Source organism: Catenuloplanes niger, from assembly GCF_031458255.1.
Lineage (GTDB): Bacteria > Actinomycetota > Actinomycetes > Mycobacteriales > Micromonosporaceae > Catenuloplanes > Catenuloplanes niger.
The window spans coordinates 3204831-3221169 of record NZ_JAVDYC010000001.1; the positions used below are offsets into that span (position 1 = coordinate 3204831).

The window sequence follows — 16339 nt, forward strand, 5'->3', positions numbered from 1 at the left end:
TGAGATGGGTTGGTCAGGTCCAGTCGAAGGTGCGGCGGGCTTGTCGCTGGGCGGGTTCGCCGCGGGTGATACGGCGGGCGGTGCCGGCGATGGCAGCCCAGCGGATCATGGCTTCGGATGTCTCCGGGTGGCGTTCGTAGTCGCGGGCCAGCCGGCGGCAGGCGGTCAGCCAGGCCAGGGTCCGCTCGACCACCCACCGTCGGGGGTGCACGGCGAAGCCGACCTGGTCAGCGGGTTTCCGGACGATCTCGATCGTGGTGTGCAGCAGGTTGCGCGCCCAGTCGACGAGCTTCCCGGCGAAGCCCTGGTCAGCGAAGACATGCCGGATCGGGGTCGCCGCGTAGGCGGCGAGCAGGGTCGATTTCGCGCCGTCGCGGTCCTGCCAGGACGCGGCCAGCACGACCACCACCACGAGCAGGCCGAGGGTGTCAGTGACGATAAACCGCTTCCGGCCGTTGATCTTCTTGCCCGCGTCATAGCCGCGGCTATCGGTGCCGACGGTGTCGGCACCCTTGACCGACTGTGAATCGATGATCCCCGCAGTCGGTTCCGGCTCCCGGCCTGCCTGCACTCGGGCCTTGATCCGTAACGCGGCCAGGAGCCTCTCGGTGACACCGGCCTCTTCCCAGGCGGTGAAGTACCAGTACACCGTCTGCCACGGCGGAAGATCCGCAGGCAGATACCGCCACGGACACCCCGACCGCACCACATACAGAATCCCATTGACGATCTCCCGACGCGGATGCTTCTCCGGCCGGCCACCCGCACTCGGCTCCGGCAGCAGAGGCTCAATCAACGCCCACTGGGCGTCGGACAGGTCAGAGGGATACCCACGGCGCTGCGACATCGCGCCACCCTGCCCTACCCGGGCATCGAAGTCACCCCAACACACCGTCCACAACAGACCTTCTCAAACACGCACTCAGCAGCCAAGGCCGCCGAGGCAGCGTTCATCGCGGCTAAGAAGCTTGCTGCGGAGAAGGCGAAGAAGGCCGCCCAGGCCGCGGCGAAGAAGGCTGCTGATCTGGCGAAGACCACCAGCGCGAAGGCCGCCGACAACGCCAAGAAGACGGGCAATCCCGCACAGCGAAATAGTCAAGCTAAGGCAAACCCGTCAAGTTCCACTGCCGCCGACGGCGGCGGCAAGAAGGCGGAGCCGAAAGCCGACAACGCTAGCGGCGGCGGCCGCAGCAGCGGTGGCGCCAGCGGCAACAGCTTTGTCAATGTCGAGAGCGGTCCCACCTGCAGCAGCTTCGTGCCCGGCACGAGGGTCCTGATGGCCGACGGGACCACCAAACCGATCGAGGACGTCAAGCCAGGAGACAAGGTTAGAGCCACCGACGCCGAATCCGGCGAAACGGAGGCTAAAACCGTCACGGCAACGCGTACCAGTGCTGGCATCAAGCACCTAATTAAGATCGTGATCAGCGTCGGCAGTACAGCGGAGATGACGTCACCAGAGATCATCTCCACCGACAATCATCCCTTCTGGGTCCCCGAACTCGGCAAGTGGCTCGAGGCTGCCGATTTGGTGCCCGGGCAGTGGCTGCGCACAAGCACCGGTACGTGGGTACAGATCTCGCAAATCACTCGCTGGACCGAGAGTCGGGCAACTGTTCACAACCTCACGGTCAGTGACGTTCATACCTATTACGTAGCAGGCCCTGGTTTCTCGGCCCTTGTTCACAATTGCATCGATTATGAATATATCAATGAGCATGGGCAGAGGAGCGGCGTTCGTGCGATCTTGGACAAGAGCAACCTCGGTGGGTCCACCAAACCTCCTAGCTGGAGACCGCCGGGATGGCGCGCGGGTGATAACCGGACGCACCTCCTCGGAGCCTTCAATGGCGGCTCTAACACCCGCAGGGAAAACTATGTTTCTATGCGGGCGAAGGCGAACGCGCCCGTTATGCTAAATTTCGAGAATCAAGTGCAGTCGGCACTCAAGGCGGATGAGACGGTATTCTATAGAGCCACTCCGATCTACAAGGGGACCAATGCTCGACCCATTGGGATTGAGCTGTTCGCGCAGAGTCATGGCCCTAATGCTATCGACATCCATGTAACTATTCTGAATAGGTGATTCGCATTTCCGATGTTGACTCGATTGTTCGAATGGTTAGTGGTGATCTGCCAGGGCTGCGCGAAGTGGGTATTGTGGATTGGGATTACGTGGAGGCTGATATTGGCTACAGTGCCCCAAGGGACTACAAGAACCTTATTGACGCAATTGGTGCTGGCGTAATAGATGACAGTCTCTGCATTTATGGCGTCGATCGAATTGATCGTGACGGCAACCTGTTGGAGTTGGTGAGACTGTGCGATGATGCGTGGGAGGATTATCGTACTGCGGGCGTGGTGCTTCCGGAGCGATACTTTTCGGGCGTAAGGCTAATCCCCTTTGGGAGTGCCGAAGGCAATTACTTTTATTGGATTGCGACGGAGAGCGTTTCGGCTGACGACTGGAATGTGGTATTCGTTGATGTCGACTTGCAGAACTGGTACGAATACGATCTCATGGCTACGGAATTTATTCGTCGGTTGCTGACTGCGGAAATCGAGCCTCCGACACTGGCTGGGATATTCGGCCTCAAGCATCATAAGATGGAAAGGTTCGGCGACGAGCCGGTCGATAGTGCTAGCTGAAGTGGGCCCAGCCGGAATGGAACAGTAGTAAATGGGTGGGCTGGCGGGATCGACCCGTTGGTCTGGCGACGTGAGGTCGGCAGATTCGGACGGTTGTAGTATTTGATCTTGGAAGGTCGGCGGGACAGGATTCCCGCTGTGCGCGCAATGCTGACCTTGACCGACCGTGAAGAGATATCCCGTGGCCTGAAGGAGGGTCTGGAATGCAAGGAGACGCCCTTCTGATCAACCGGAACCCGTCGGTGGTCTCCCGAGACGTGGCCCGGCACGGAGGACGCGCCGAGTACCGGGCCGTGACTGCCGACGATGCGGCGGCGGCGGCCGGTCACGGCCGAAGGCATACGCGGTCGACCGGTCACCACGGCTGCGGACGGCGGTCACCGAGCTCTTGAGGATCGGCTGTTCACCGGCGTCAATCGCGGGCCGGTTGCCTGCCAACTACGCCGGCGATCGGGCTGTACGGGTGTCACACGAGGCGATCTAACGCCTTTGGGGATAGGCGGGCTCGCGCTCTCTATCCAGTGAGCCTTTTTCATCCTGCGTAGCGGTTGGCTTCGACGTGGTGCAGGGCGAGGATGGCCTGCACGATCGCGGTCGCGCGGCGTGGGCAGCACCGCAGTTTGGCCAGGATCTTCCAGGTTTTGAGGGTGGCGATCGCGCGTTCACCGCGGGTGCGGATCTTCGCGTGGGCGCGGTTGACGGCCTTCTGCCGGCGTGACAGCTTCGGTCGGCGGTGATGGCGTTTGAACGGCGTCCGGATGGCGCCGCCGGCGCCTTGGTAGCCCTTATCGGCGAAGGTCATCACATGTGCGCTGGTCAGCGCGTTGATGATGCCGTGGGTGCGGGCGGCGGTCAGGTCATGAACGGCGCCGGGTAGCGCGGCGGACGCACATACCAGGCGCCCGGCCGCGTCGGCGACGACCTGCACGTTGACTCCGTGACGTTTGTGTTTTCCGCCAGTTGTAGGGCTTCTGGTTGGCGACCCGGTCGATCGGGATCAGCGTGCCGTCCAGGATCGCGTACGCCAGCAGTCGGATGCGCCGCATCGCGGCGTCCAGGTCGTTGGCTGCTGCGCTGAGCAGGGTGATCGCTTCCTGGACGTAGCGCCAGGCGGTCGTGATCCCGATCTTGAACCCGGTGGCGAGGCGGGCGTAGGTGTCGCCGTTGCGCAGATGGGCCAGGGCGAGCAGGGCCTGACGGCCTGGGCCGAGTCGTCTCCACCGGGATTTGCGCTGCTGGCGGTAGCTACGGATGCGGTTGGCGAGGTGGTTCAGGGTCCGGCTGGACAACGAGATCGTGGACGGTAAGACAGCATGGCGAGGCTCCCGGTTGGGGCATCTGATCTTGGTCGATTGCTGTCTTACCGGGAGCCTCGTCCTACGTGGACACCGGCCTCCCACCCTGCCCGTGACCTGCACCGTCACGATGAAAAAGGCTCAAGGTTTCCTATGGTGAGGGAGATCTGAGTCAAGCGGTTATTCGGCATCGGGCCGATGACAAGCTTGCTGCAGATGCGGCAACCAAAGCGGGTTTACCTTACGATGCCCTTACGGAAAGTCGCAACGTGGCGGCTGTCAGGCTTAAGTCGGGTGAGATTAAGGTTGTCCCGAGTTCGGGCACGATGGAGAAGGCGGGGCACTCTGAACGTCTTGCTATGCAAATTTACGGAGACGATATCGAGGAGCTTTATACGGAGAGGATTCCATGCCCCGGGCCAAAGGGGTGCGCTGCGGCAATGTCAGGATTGCCGTTCAAGGTGTCGTATAGTTTCGATGAGGGGGAGGAGCATGCGAGAAAGGGTATCAGGAGTGGCGTTTCGGGTTTTATGAGACGAGGGTTTACATTCGATGGCTTGTGGTAGGCGGGTGGATGTTTTGGATCTATCGAAAAAAGTAATATCAGCACGCGAAATGGCATCATGGGCCGGGGCGGATCGGGTCCGCAGGGCTTCGATAAATACAGTGCGGATGCGGGGCGTCACCGAAGTGGTTCGACGGCAGCTGGCCGAAGAGGGAATCCCGCCCTTCAGTGATCTGTTCGTTCCGGATATCCAGGATTCTGCGGAACCGCTGTTGACTGATTTTTATGTGCTGGGGAGGGAAGAGGACTGCGGTCGGGTTCATGGCGACATTTTTCTCCCAGAGTGCGGCTGTGGCTATTTCGGCTTGAGGTCGTCTGACGGGACGGTCTGGGAAATTTTCCCGGGACAAGGGATTGACCCGCTGCCAGTAAACTCCAGTTTGGGGCATTTTGCTTACTTCTTAAATACTTTGGGCGCAGCTCGGCATCGATATGAAGGCTTGCCCGACAAGGAGATGATTCCGAAATACAGCGCCGTACTTAAGCGACTAGCTTCACGTGACCCGGTTCTCGGAAATGCTGACAGTTTCTGGGGATATCATTTCGCTCGACCCTTTGGCTGACGTTCAGGTTCAGGCGGTTGTAGCATTTGATCTTGGCGAGTCGGTGGGACAAGAGGCCCGCTATGCGCGCCTTGCTGACCTTGACCGATCGTGAAGAGATATCCCGTGTTCTGGCCGAGGGCCTGGAGTGCAAGGAGATCGCCCGTCTGATCAGCCGGAACCCGTCAGCGGTTTCCCAGGACGTGGCCCGGCGTGGCGACCGCGCCCAGTACCGGGCCGTAGACGCCGACGACGCGGCGGCGGCCGGCCGGTCGAGGTCGAAGGCCTACGCGGTCGATTGGTCACCACGGCTGCGGACGGTGGTCACCGAGTTGCCGAGGACCGGCTGGTCGTCGGCGTCGACCGCGGGCCGGCTGCCTGCCGACTATGCCGGCGATCAGGCTGTACGGGTGTCACCATCCGCGGATTGTCGAACGCAGCAACCGGGCAGGTCACCCGTCGGAGGCGGAAGATGAGGGGCCTACAGCTTGTGAACGCCGACGTAGACGGCGAGATGCTGGCCGGTCAGCGTCGTGCGTGACGCGACCAATGCCTCCGGGGTGCCCTCGAATTGTGGACAATGTGCTGGCTTGACTCACGCAGAACACAACATTCTTCTGAAAATTAACGAACTCGGCGGCGTGCCAATCGCTGGTGCGGCATCGAGAAGCGTCTGCAAGGACACTGGCCAGCGTGGTGCTCTTATCCTTGGTACAGGTGGCACAATTTCGGGACAGCCGTATCCCAAGGAAACGGACTGGCAGGTGCGGACTTTCTACTGGCCTGGTTCAAGGATATGTGGATGCAAATGACTGTTGGCAGTTTTTTCGCTGCGGCCTCGCCCGCGCAGGACGCTATATTTGCTGCGGCCTGCGCGGAGCGATCAGTCGGTATCCTCCTGTGGACTGTGGCGCAGGACGGCAGGCCGGACGACGTGGCCCGATATGTCGATGCCTTGGAAATTCTGTGGCGGCAGGGCGAAGCTGATCCAACGTCCTATGGTGCAATGATACATCAGCTTGAGTTGATGCGTGAAATGACCCTAGGGGATGAGGCTATTGGGCCTGCTGCCTACGCGTTGCACTCGGCCGTAACTCTTCATTCGGCTCTCGGTGTTCTTGCTAATCCTTCGGTGGCGGCTTTAGAGGATTGCTCCATGGCGTCACGTGATGGAGCTTTTAGGTTGGAGCGCCTTATTCGTGTTCACCGTTTCTTAAGTGGGAGGAGCGGAGTCAAAGTGAAGTTATCGACGCCCTTTCGGTCGGAGTTTCTGCGGATAGTCTGCGGGAAGATGCCAGGCGAGTTGGCAGGGAACGTTTAGCCTTCTTCCGTTCCAAGTTTTAATCTGTTATCGACTTCGCTGCGAGTCTTGCGGTCATGACGGGACGCCGGTCAGTCAGGAAGACGGCTGCCAGGCTCCGTTCCCTTGGGCTGTTGCCGCGGACGTGTCCACGTCGCCGCGTTCGCCAAGCTCTGCTCCGGGAAGTCGTGCAGCTATACAGTTGAGCACACCGAGCGGGAGCGCGAACGTCGTGCCACTCCGAAGAATGCCGCCCCCGGTTCTCCGGCGCGATGGTCCGTGTCTGAGTCTTCTACACGCGTGCGCTGCTCAATCGTGATCTCGATCTGTTCGACTCCAGCCGGTATTCGCGGCGGTGCAGTCCGAACAGAATGACGAGCAGCATTAGCTCGGACAGGTCATGCGCCGGAGGTGGCTACTGAGGCCGGATCTGGCGAGAGGGAAACGAAGACGGTGACCGCGACGATCACCGGCCACGGCGTCAAGCATCTGGTCAAGATCGTCCTCGATACCGACGGCGATCACCCTAGGGGCACCGCCACAATCACCGCAACCGACGGCCACCCTTTCTGGGCACCCGAACTGGGCAAGTGGCTGGACGCCACCAACCTCCAGCCCGGCCAATGGCTCCAAAGCAGCGTTGGCACCTAGATCCAGATCACTGCCATCGACCGCTGGACCACCCAGTTCGCGACAGTCCACAACCTTGCCGTCAGCGACCTCCACACGTACTACGCGGTCGCAGACGATACTCCGGTTCTGGTACCCAACTGTGGGCCCGCATGGGTGCAGTCTGCGCTGGACGCGACCGAACCGATGCACCAGACGACAGGTATGATTTTCGGGCCTGACGGAACACGGATCGGTCAAGCCGTGGCAGACGATGTCAGTGGCATGTCCAGCGGTGAGGGTGGCTGGCTCTTTGCGATGGCTGACGACTTGATGAAGCAGGCATATCGGCTCGGGCGCCCCAATTACATCAATCCGCGTGGCAAATATTCAAACGCTGCTCATGTAGAGACAAATTATGCGGCTTGGATGGTGATGCGAGGAGTCAAGGAGGTGCATGTGGTAATCAACAATAAGGGCGGACTTTGTAGTAGTTTAATTAACTGCACTGAGTCGGTTCAGGACATGCCGCCAAAGGGATATACAATGCATGTTTGGTGGGGTACCGGTGAGGTGAGCACGCCACGCTGAAGGGACGTAGGTAGATAATTGGCGGTAAATGACATCAAAATCCCATCCCGGCCCGTTTGGTCTTACATTCCTTTCGCGGGCGTTGGTGGCTTGAATTTCGGTATGCGGCATTCGGAGGTGATTGACGTGACTGCGTCCGCCGGTGGCGCGATGACTGATGCGATTATCACTTCCAATGGTGGACCTTGGGCGCGATTTACTGATGTCGGAATTTCTGCATATTATTCCGACTCGGGAATGCTTTCCGGCATTGCGGTTGATGCGATTTCTGGTCCACAGGCTCTGTATGATAGCCACGAACTTGTCGGGCATGCCCCTTCAGGCTATGAAGCCTGGATCGAAAATTACACTGAATTATATGATCTGCTCCTCAGATATTCGGAGAAGGGTATTCCGTCTTCGCCAGATCTTGGCTTTTTAGTGCGCGTTCAGCGTGCCGGTGACGTGGTCTTGACAAGGCCGGTGTTCGTCATTGAAAGTTGGCTGGACAGTCCATACGACAGTATTCCCCGGGTGGAGTGGAATACATTTTAGTGTCGCGCGCGTCCCAGGTAATTTGACGTACGGAAATTGAGGTTACCTCGGTAAGGGTTGGGACCCTTTCGGCATGCCACGGGCTGCCGGGTGGCGTAGTCGGCGGCATTGGCGCTCCGCCGATACTCGTGGCGGTCCCGTTCAGATAGGACGAAGGTCAGTATCAGGGCCGGGCAGCCGCCGACGACTTGGACGCCGCTATGCGGTGCATCCGACTGCTGGCGTACGCGATCCTCGACGGCACCCTGATCCCGATCGACCGGGTTGCCGACCAGAAGCCCTACTACTCCGGCAAACACAAGCGTCACGGAGCGAACGTGCAGGTCATCGCCGACGCGGCTGGCGTCTCGTCGGGGCATCAGCCGCGCTGCCCGGCGCCGTTCATGACCTGACCGCTGCCCGCATCCAACGGATCATCGACGCGCTGACCAGCGCGAACGTGATGACCTTCACTGACGAGGGCTACCAGGGCGCCGGTGTCACCGTCCGGACGCCGTTCAAACGGCGCTACATGCGCTCTTAATACAGCAGTCGACCAAGATCCGATGCCCTCACCAGGAGCCTCGCTCAGGCTGTTCCACCCCTCCGCGATCTCATCGTCCATCCGCAGTCTTGATCACCTCACTGTCCTGATCCGCCGGCACGGTGAGCAGGAACGCTACCGGTGGCGGCGACGGCCTCAACTCCGGCCGTCAGGCACTGCTCGGTCCGTTATGCGGAATGGCTCAATGAGTACCCCGCCGTGATGGGAGGTGGTGTCAGATCTGGCTGAGATCGACCCCGATGGGGAAGGGCGCGGTCAGCTTCACCGTGCCGGTGAAGACCTCGCCGTCGCGGTAGCGGCCGGCTGCCGGGTCGAGGACATATGTGTAGACGATGGGTACGCCGGTGGCGGCCTGCTCGACACGCCAGTAGAACGGGATCCCCACTCGCGCATACTGCTCGGCCTTGACGATCCGGTCGGTCGTCTCCGATCCGGGTGAGACCACCTCGACCACGAGAAGCACGTGCTCCGGCCGGGTCGGGGCGACGTCGATGGTGTCCGCGCGGTACACCGTGACATCGGGGCGACGGTTGTTCAGCGGGACGTCATGGAGGCGAACGTCGAAGTCGGTGTCCGCGTTCCAGTCGGGCCCCGCGGCGGCGTCCAGGGCGTTCGCCAGCAGCCGGGCCAGACGGTTGTGCCGCTTGGACGCGCTCGGACTCACGAGAATCATCCCATCCACGATCTCGATGCCCGCGCATTGCTCAGGCGTCCATGTCGCGTACTGCTCGGCTGTGACCAGCTCGTGCATCCAGTCCGGCGCGACCATCTCGACAGTCATACCCACCTCCTGGAGCGTCCTTGACTACCGACTCACGATACCGACGAGCCGCCTAACCCGGGGTCCTGCTTCGGCTGGCCGGGCCGCTCGGGGGCTGGGACCAGGGTGACTCGGGGCGGCGCGCGGTCGGCACCTGCGGGTCCTCGGGGGCGGGGCCCTCGGGGTCGGTCGGTGCCGGGTGGCCGGGTGCCGGCCGGCGCGCGGGGTCCGCCGGCTGCGGCTGCGGCGTCGGCTGCGGCGGGGCGGGCGGCGTGGCGCTGCCCTTCGCCCGCTTCGTCGCCGGGCTCTCCACGACCGGCCCCGGCACGGACACGCTGGCCAGCGTCAGCGGCGCGGCCGGCTTGGGTGGCGCGGCCGGCTTCGGCGGCGCGGCGACCACCGGAGGCGCGGCCGGGGCGGGCGGCGCTGCGGACGCGGCCGGCCCGGGGTGCGCGGCGGGAGCCGGCTCGGCTGTCCGGCCGGCCGGGGACACCGGCCGCAGCTCCTGGGTGACGTCGTTGGACCCGGACACATCGGAAGCCCCGGACGTCTCGGAAGCCCCGGCCCCGGCGAAGGTCCCGGACGTCTCGGAGGTCTCGGCCGCATCGTCGGTTTCGGCGGTGTCGGGAGCCTCAGCGGCCGGCGCGGCAACCGAGACCGGCCACCGGCGCCAGCGCTGGATGCTGAACGGTGCCACCAGCAGCAGCACCCCGAGGACCGCCAGCGTCCCGTTGTCCAGTGGCACGTGCAGCGGCACCGGGCGGTCCAGGATCACCCAGTCGTTCGGCAGCACGTCGCGGACCGCGAGCGGGTCGATGAACGTGGCCACGTAACCGGAGATCAGCAGCAGCCCGGCGACCAGCGGCCCGACGGGAGAGATGCGCAGCGTGGCGACGATGCCGAGCAGCAGGCCGGCGACGAGGAGGAACGCGGCGGGTTCGATCAGGTCGTGGGTGTCCCACCCGCGACCGGCCGCCACCCAGCCGGCGATCAGCTCGGAGGAGGACGCCTGGCCGGTGGCGAGCAGGAGCCACGTCAGTGGTGCCGCCACCAACCCGGCTATCAGACTCCAGATGTGTCGCATAGCGCGCACCGTACCGTTTTCCGGCTTTCCGGTCATCTCTGGGACGCGCCGCGAAAGTCCACTTACTCCTTAACGATTATTAGGGCACCATCATGGCATGGGCACACCGCTGTGGTCACCACCTGACGACGTCCGCGACACCAGTCGCATCGGGGCCTATCTTGCCTGGCTGGAGCGGGAGCGCGGGTTGCGCTTCGCGGACTATCGCGCGCTGTGGGAATGGTCGGTCGCCGATCTCCCGGCGTTCTGGTCGTCGATCTGGGAGCACTTCGGCGTGCACGCCTACGACCCGCCGCGCACGGTCCTGGCCGATCCGGCGATGCCGGGCGCGCGCTGGTTCCCCGGCGCCACGCTCAACTACGCCGAGCACGTCCTGACGGCAAAGACGGCGGAAGGCCCGGTCGTGCTGGCGAGAAGCCAGACCAGAGCGCACCGGGACCTGACGGTCGAAGACCTGAAAGACCAGGTAGCGAGGGTACGGGCGGGTCTGCGCGCCCGGGGCGTCGGGCGCGGCGACCGGGTGGTGGCGTACGCGCCGAACATCCCGGAGACGCTGATCCTGATGCTGGCCGCGGCCAGCCTGGGCGCGATCTTCTCGTCCTGCGCCCCCGAGTTCGGTGTCCGCAGCGTGATCGACCGCTGGCGGCAGATCGCGCCGACGCTGCTGGTCGCGGTGGATGGTTACCGCTACGGCGAGAAGGCGGTCGACCGTCGCGCGGAGGTGGCCGAGATCCGGGCCGCGCTCCCGACGCTCACCCACACCGTAATGATCACCTATCTGGGTGACGGCGAGCCGGACGCCGAGCCGTGGGCGGGTCTGGCCGCGCCGACCACCGAGCCGCTGACGTTCACGCCGGTGCCGTTCGACCATCCGCTGTACGTGCTCTACTCGTCCGGCACGACCGGGCTGCCGAAGCCGATCGTGCACGGGCACGGCGGCATCCTGCTGGAGCACCTGAAGATGCTGGCGCTGCACCACGACCTCGGCCCCGGCGACCGGTTCCTGTGGTTCACCACGACCGGCTGGATGATGTGGAACTTCCTGGTCTCCGGCCCGGCCGTGGGCGCCTCGATCGTGCTGTTCGACGGCAACCCGGCGCACCCGGACCTGGGCGCGATGTGGCGGCTTGCCGAGGAGACCGGGACGACCTATTTCGGCACGTCCGCACCGTTCCTGATGGCCTGCCGGAAGGCCGGGGTGACACCGCCGGAGCTGCCGCGCCTGCGCGGGATCGGGTCGACCGGCGCGCCGCTGCCGGCCGAGGGCTTCGACTGGGTCTACGACAACGTCCACCGGGACCTGCGGCTGGACTCGCTCTCCGGCGGTACGGACGTGTGCACCGGGTTCGTCGGCGGCTCGCCGCTGCTGCCGGTGCACTCCGGGCGGATCGCCTGCCGGGCGCTCGGGGCCCGGGTGGAGGCGTTCGATGCGGCCGGCAAGCCGGTGCTGGACCGGCTCGGCGAGCTGGTGATCACGGCGCCGATGCCGAGCATGCCGGTCGGGTTCTGGGGCGACGAGGACGGGAGCAGGTACCGGGAGGCGTATTTCGACGTGTTCCCGGGCGTGTGGCGGCACGGCGACTGGATCACCATCGGCGAGGACGGCTCGTGTGCGATCACCGGCCGGTCCGACGCCACGCTGAACCGGGGTGGTGTGCGGCTCGGGACCGCGGAGTTCTACTCGGTGGTGGAGGGCCTGGACGAGGTGGCGGACTCGCTGGTCGTACACCTGGAGGAGACCGACGAGTTGCTGCTCTTCGTCGTACCGGCGGCGGGTTCTGATCTTGATCTGCGGAGGGTGCGGGACGCGCTGCGCACGGGGTTGTCGCCACGGCACACGCCGGACGAGATCCACCCGGTCGCCGCGGTGCCGCGGACGCTGTCCGGGAAGAAGCTGGAGGTGCCGGTGAAGCGCATCCTCGGCGGCACGCCGGCCGGGGAGGCGGCCGCGAAGGGCGCGCTCGCGAACCCGGAGTCGCTGACCGCGTTCGAGCAACTCGCCGCACGGCGTCACGCGGAGAGATGATGTACAGATCCTGCGAATTCGGGGGTCGGCATTGAACCGGCCCTGGTCACGGCGTCGCGGCCGCTGAAAATCTTCGGACCGGCCCCATCAAGGTGTACGGAGTGTGACCGCTCTTGCTCGGCGCGATGAGGGTGAGCGGAAGATCCGATAATGCCGTGTGATCGGTGCGGGGAAAGACCCTTTACCGTCGCGTCGTGGACATCGCCGCCGAACCGGATCGGCGTAGGCTTGCTCCGGTCGCCGGCCCCGCTCGCGCGAGGTCGGAGCACCACACGCACGCGGCATCACCGCACCGCTGACTGATCGAGGAGTTGCCCTGTGACCGCCGGTCATCCGCCCCGAGTTCTCGTCGACGCCACCAGCGTCCCCGCCGACCGCGGTGGGGTCGGCAGATATGTCGACGGCCTGCTCGGCGCGCTCGGCGGCATGGTCGGCAGCGCCGTCGACCTGGCCGTGGTCGCGCTGCGGACGGACACCGAGCGATACGGGCGCATGCTGCCCGGCGCCGAGATCATCGCCGCGCCGGCCGCGGTCGCGCACCGCCCGGCCCGGCTCGCCTGGGAGCAGACCGGCCTGCCGATGCTGGCCCAGCAGGTCGGCGCGCGGGTGCTGCACTCGCCGTTCTACACCTGCCCGCTGCGCGCGATGTGCCCGGTGACCGTGACCGTCCACGACGCCACGTTCTTCACCGAGCCGGAGCACTACGACAAGTCGAAGCGCACGTTCTTCCGCAGTGCGATCAAGACGTCGCTGCGCCGGGCCAACCGGGTGATCGTGCCCAGCAAGGCCACCCGCGACGAGCTGATCCGCCTGCTGGACGCGGACCCGACGATGATCGACGTGGCGTACCACGGCGTCGACCACACCGCGTTCCACGCGCCCACCGACGAGGAGAAGGCGCGTGTGCGGGCCCGGCTCGGCCTCGGCGGCACGCAGTACGTCGCGTTCCTCGGCGCGAAGGAGCCGCGGAAGAACGTGCCGAACCTGATCCGTGGCTGGGTGCGCGCGGTCGCCGACCGCGACGACCCGCCGGCGCTGGTCATCGCGGGTGGTCAGGGGCACGACGACGACATCGACCGGGCCGTGGCCGAGGTGCCGCCGCACCTGCGCCTGCTGCGCCCGGGCTACCTGCGCTACGCGGACCTGCCCGGCTTCCTCGGCGGCGCGCTCGTCGCGGCGTACCCGTCGTACGGTGAGGGCTTCGGTCTGCCGATCCTGGAGGCGATGGCGTGCGCCGCCCCGGTGCTCACCACGCCCCGGCTGTCGCTGCCGGAGGTGGGCGGCGACGCGGTCGCCTACACGTCGGAGGAGCCGGGCCGGATCGCGGCGGACCTGACCGCGTTGCTCGACGACGAGCCGCGCCGGCGGGCCCTGGCGAAGGCCGGGTTCGACCGGGCCAAGGAGTTCACCTGGGAGTCCAGCGCGGACGTGCACGTCGCCGCGTGGACGCGCGCGGCGGCCTGACCCGGAGTAATCGGAAACGCCCTTTTCGGTCATCAAGGCGTAACTGATCGTTACCATCTGTATATGTGTGGCATGCATGCGCACTCATCTTGACCGGGCATGATGGCGCCCATGTTCTACACCGTCATCCCGGCGGGCGGGAGCGGCACGCGCCTGTGGCCGCTGTCCCGTGCCGGTCACCCCAAGTTCCTGCACCCGCTGACCGGCACCGACGAGTCGTTGCTGCAGGCCACCGTGGCTCGCCTGGCGCCGCTGGCCCCGGCGGAGCGGACGCTCGTGGTGACCGGCGTGTCGCACGCCGCCGCGGTGGCCCGGCAGCTGGCCGGCCTGCCCGAGGGCAACATCCTGGTCGAGCCGTCGCCGCGTGACTCGTGCGCCGCGATCGCGCTGGCCGCGGCCGTGATCGCGCGCCGCGAGCCGGAGGCCGTGATGGGCTCGTTCGCGGCCGACCACCTGATCGCGGACGGCGCCGCGTACGTCGAGGTGCTCAAGGACGCGATCGTGGGCGCGGAGTCCGGCCTGCTGATGACGGTCGGCATCAACCCCACCCACCCGGAGACCGGGTACGGCTACCTGCAGTGCGGCGACGCGATCGACGGCGGCCCGCTGCTGCGCGTCGAGGAGTTCAAGGAGAAGCCGTCCTTCGAGGTCGCCGAGTCGTACGTGGCGTCCGGCCGCTACCGGTGGAACGCCGGCATGTTCGTCTGGCGCGTCGACGTGTTCCTCGCCGAGCTGGCCCGGCAGCAGCCGCAGCTCGCGTCCGGCATCTCGCGGATCGCCGCCGCCTGGGACAGCCCGGAGCAGGAGGACGTGCTCGGCGAGGTGTGGCCGACGCTGCCGAAGATCTCCGTCGACTACGCGGTGATGGAGGGCGCGGCCGCGGCCGGCCAGGTCGCCACGGTCTCCGGCGACTTCGGCTGGAACGACGTCGGCGACTTCCACACGCTCGGCGAGGTGCTCAGCACGGACGAGGCCGGCAACATGGTGCTCGGCGCGGACACGTCCGGCGACCGCCCGAAGGTGCTGATCCGCGACTCCAGCGGCCTGGTCGTGGTGCCGCACTCCGGCCGCCTGGTCGCCGCGCTCGGCGTCCGCGACCTGATCGTGGTGGACACGGAGGACGCGGTGCTGGTCTGCCCGCGCGATCGCGCCCAGGACGTCAAACAGCTCGTCGACGAGCTCAAGCAGCGCGGCGAGCACGCCCTCGTCTGACCCTGCGATCAGGGCCGGAGCCTTCAATGAGGTCCCGGCCCTGGTCACGGCCTCCTACTCTGTGTCGGTGGACCATCTGACATCCGTCGAGCTCGCCATCGCGGGCAACGAGGCCAGTGACCTGCTGCCCGTACACTCCGAGGCTCTGCTGGCCGCGCACGGCGCCCGCCGCGGCTTCTGGACCGTGCTGGACGAGGGCCCGGTCGAGGAGTGCCTGGCGCTGCTGCTGGAGAAGGACGACAACCCCGGCCACTGGTTCGCCCACCACCTGGACGCGCTGCCCGGGCGTGAGGCCGGCCGCACCGAGGACGGCGAGGCGCTGGCGTACCGGGACGGCTGGGTCTACGCGATCGGCTCGCACTTCGGCTCGAAGGCCGGCCCGCTGCGCCCGCGCCGTGCGTTCTTCTCCCGGTTCCGCGAGGACGACGCGGCCCGCGGCCCGGTGCCGCTCCAGATCGTCCGTAACCAGTTCCGGCTGCACCGGGCGTTCAACGACGCGCTGCGCGCCCACGGCGTCGACACGCTGCCGCCCGGCGAGCGGTCCCAGGCCCGGTTCATCGTGGAGACCACACACCGCGGCACCGCCCGCGGCAAGCGCTGGACCCGCCGGCTGGCCCCGGGCGACCACCCGGTCAACGTCGAGGCCGCCGCGTTCACCCCGGCCGGCACGCTGCTGCTCGGCCTGCGTTTCCCGGTCACCACCGCCGGCGAGCCGATCCTGCTGGAGATCGACGGCGTCGAGGCGATGTTCGACGGTGACGAGCACACCTGGCCGACGGTGACCGGCGTGCACGTGCTCACCGGCGTCACGCCGCCGGGCACGCTGACCGGGTTCCGAGCGATCACGGCGCGGCCGGACGGCAGCTTCGACGCGGTGATCGGCTCGATCGACGCGCTGAACAAGGGCTCGATCCTGATCGACGACCACCCGCACGGCGGCGGCGTGGAGTGCCGGCACGTGCGGTTCTCGCTGCCCCGTGCTTCGGGGGAGGTCGTCGCCGAGCTCGCGCCGTTCCGGAACGTCGAAGGTCTGGCCGAGATCGACGGGCATCCGTACTACGTGACGGATGAAGACCACCGGATCGCGCTCTGGTTCGCCTGAGGCTGTGGCATCATCGCGCAGTGAGCACTCCGCACCTGCGCGATCTCAAGCTGCTGCGCCGC

General features: G+C 65.6%; 14 protein-coding genes and 4 pseudogenes. 14 read left to right on the forward strand and 4 right to left on the reverse strand.

Annotated features, from left to right (window positions below; all coding sequences use genetic code 11):
- Positions 1-13: 13 nt before the first annotated feature.
- Positions 14-847, reverse strand: coding sequence for an IS5 family transposase (locus J2S44_RS13875; RefSeq protein WP_310413068.1), 834 nt, complete (start codon positions 845-847; stop codon positions 14-16).
- On the opposite strand from J2S44_RS13875, the gene J2S44_RS13880 reads away from it, so the two are divergent.
- From J2S44_RS13880 to J2S44_RS43115, 3 genes and pseudogenes are all read left to right on the forward strand, one after another.
- Entirely contained in the window at positions 743-2086 is a 1344-nt protein-coding gene (locus J2S44_RS13880) for a polymorphic toxin-type HINT domain-containing protein (protein ID WP_310413071.1), read from the forward strand. The two genes, J2S44_RS13875 and J2S44_RS13880, sit on opposite strands and share 105 nt — an antisense overlap.
- Positions 2083-2649, forward strand: a complete 567-nt coding sequence (locus J2S44_RS13885) for an SMI1/KNR4 family protein (RefSeq protein WP_310413074.1) — start codon at positions 2083-2085, stop codon at positions 2647-2649. Before J2S44_RS13880 ends, J2S44_RS13885 begins: the two co-directional genes overlap by 4 nt.
- Before the next feature lie 147 nt (positions 2650-2796).
- A pseudogene (locus J2S44_RS43115) lies at positions 2797-3130 on the forward strand (helix-turn-helix domain-containing protein); the annotation flags it as partial.
- A 51-nt stretch (positions 3131-3181) separates the two neighbouring features.
- On the opposite strand, the pseudogene J2S44_RS13890 reads toward J2S44_RS43115, so the two are convergent.
- Positions 3182-3992: pseudogene (locus tag J2S44_RS13890) on the reverse strand (transposase family protein).
- A gap of 221 nt (positions 3993-4213) precedes the next feature.
- Here J2S44_RS13890 and J2S44_RS42900 point away from each other — a divergent pair.
- The 7 genes and pseudogenes from J2S44_RS42900 to J2S44_RS13920 form a co-directional block, all read left to right on the forward strand.
- The gene (locus tag J2S44_RS42900; protein ID WP_374727839.1) at positions 4214-4510 is read left to right on the forward strand and encodes a nucleic acid/nucleotide deaminase domain-containing protein; all 297 of its coding nucleotides are present in this window, start codon (positions 4214-4216) and stop codon (positions 4508-4510) included.
- 4 nt (positions 4511-4514) lie between these two features.
- Positions 4515-5072, forward strand: a complete 558-nt coding sequence (locus J2S44_RS13895; RefSeq protein WP_310413076.1) for an SUKH-4 family immunity protein — start codon at positions 4515-4517, stop codon at positions 5070-5072.
- 71 nt (positions 5073-5143) lie between these two features.
- A pseudogene (locus J2S44_RS13900) lies at positions 5144-5476 on the forward strand (helix-turn-helix domain-containing protein); the annotation flags it as partial.
- 1328 nt (positions 5477-6804) lie between these two features.
- Positions 6805-7002: a hypothetical protein gene (locus J2S44_RS13905; protein WP_310413083.1), complete on the forward strand. Its 198-nt coding sequence runs from the start codon at positions 6805-6807 to the stop codon at positions 7000-7002.
- A 135-nt stretch (positions 7003-7137) separates the two neighbouring features.
- Positions 7138-7551, forward strand: a complete 414-nt coding sequence (locus J2S44_RS13910; RefSeq protein WP_310413085.1) for a DddA-like double-stranded DNA deaminase toxin — start codon at positions 7138-7140, stop codon at positions 7549-7551.
- 126 nt (positions 7552-7677) lie between these two features.
- Positions 7678-8085 (forward strand): hypothetical protein, encoded by a 408-nt coding sequence (locus tag J2S44_RS13915; RefSeq protein ID WP_310413088.1) that lies wholly within the window; start codon positions 7678-7680, stop codon positions 8083-8085.
- Positions 8086-8258: 173 nt separating this feature from the next.
- Positions 8259-8602: pseudogene (locus tag J2S44_RS13920) on the forward strand (transposase family protein); the annotation flags it as partial.
- A 241-nt stretch (positions 8603-8843) separates the two neighbouring features.
- On the opposite strand, the gene J2S44_RS13925 reads toward J2S44_RS13920, so the two are convergent.
- Both J2S44_RS13925 and J2S44_RS13930 read right to left on the reverse strand, forming a co-directional pair.
- Positions 8844-9410 carry a Uma2 family endonuclease gene (locus J2S44_RS13925; protein WP_310413090.1) on the reverse strand — a complete coding sequence of 189 codons (567 nt, stop codon included), beginning with the start codon at positions 9408-9410 and terminating at the stop codon, positions 8844-8846.
- A 52-nt stretch (positions 9411-9462) separates the two neighbouring features.
- Positions 9463-10473: a hypothetical protein gene (locus J2S44_RS13930; RefSeq protein ID WP_310413093.1), complete on the reverse strand. Its 1011-nt coding sequence runs from the start codon at positions 10471-10473 to the stop codon at positions 9463-9465.
- Between the two features lie 97 nt (positions 10474-10570).
- On the opposite strand from J2S44_RS13930, the gene J2S44_RS13935 reads away from it, so the two are divergent.
- The 4 genes from J2S44_RS13935 (at position 10571) to J2S44_RS13950 (ending at position 16277) form a co-directional block, all read left to right on the forward strand.
- Positions 10571-12499, forward strand: coding sequence for an acetoacetate--CoA ligase (locus J2S44_RS13935; RefSeq protein WP_310413096.1), 1929 nt, complete (start codon positions 10571-10573; stop codon positions 12497-12499).
- Positions 12500-12817: 318 nt separating this feature from the next.
- Entirely contained in the window at positions 12818-13963 is a 1146-nt protein-coding gene (locus J2S44_RS13940; RefSeq protein WP_310413099.1) for a glycosyltransferase family 4 protein, read from the forward strand.
- Positions 13964-14074: 111 nt separating this feature from the next.
- The gene (locus J2S44_RS13945) at positions 14075-15175 is read left to right on the forward strand and encodes a mannose-1-phosphate guanylyltransferase (protein WP_310413102.1); all 1101 of its coding nucleotides are present in this window, start codon (positions 14075-14077) and stop codon (positions 15173-15175) included.
- Between the two features lie 76 nt (positions 15176-15251).
- Positions 15252-16277, forward strand: coding sequence for a hypothetical protein (locus J2S44_RS13950; protein WP_310429650.1), 1026 nt, complete (start codon positions 15252-15254; stop codon positions 16275-16277).
- The last annotated feature ends 62 nt before the right edge of the window (positions 16278-16339 follow it).